Below are 223 nucleotides of genomic sequence, written 5' to 3'. Positions count from 1 at the left end.
GGTGTGGGCGGCGATGATCAGCCAGGTCCACAGATCGGCGGTGTTGGGGTCTCTAATCTTCGGAACGGTCCAGCCGAGAGTCTGCTTGAAGAGGCGGAAGGTGTGCTCGAGATCGAAGCGCCGAAGGAACGCCTGCCACCGCAGATCGATGTCCTCGCTGGTCATCCCGGTCTTGGAGGACCACAGCCAGACCGGTTTCGGGTCACGATCACCGGGGAGGTGT

Annotated in this window: 1 pseudogene; it reads right to left on the bottom strand. The window is 62.3% G+C overall.

Annotated elements, in window-relative coordinates:
* Window positions 1–223 (bottom strand): annotated as a pseudogene (locus ACEPPI_RS41150) (transposase); the annotation flags it as partial.

This window comes from Streptomyces sp. AB3(2024) (genome assembly GCF_041862025.1).
GTDB lineage: Bacteria > Actinomycetota > Actinomycetes > Streptomycetales > Streptomycetaceae > Streptomyces.
The sequence above is the reverse complement of the archived record's forward strand: the minus strand, read 5'-3'. Positions and strand labels throughout refer to the sequence as shown.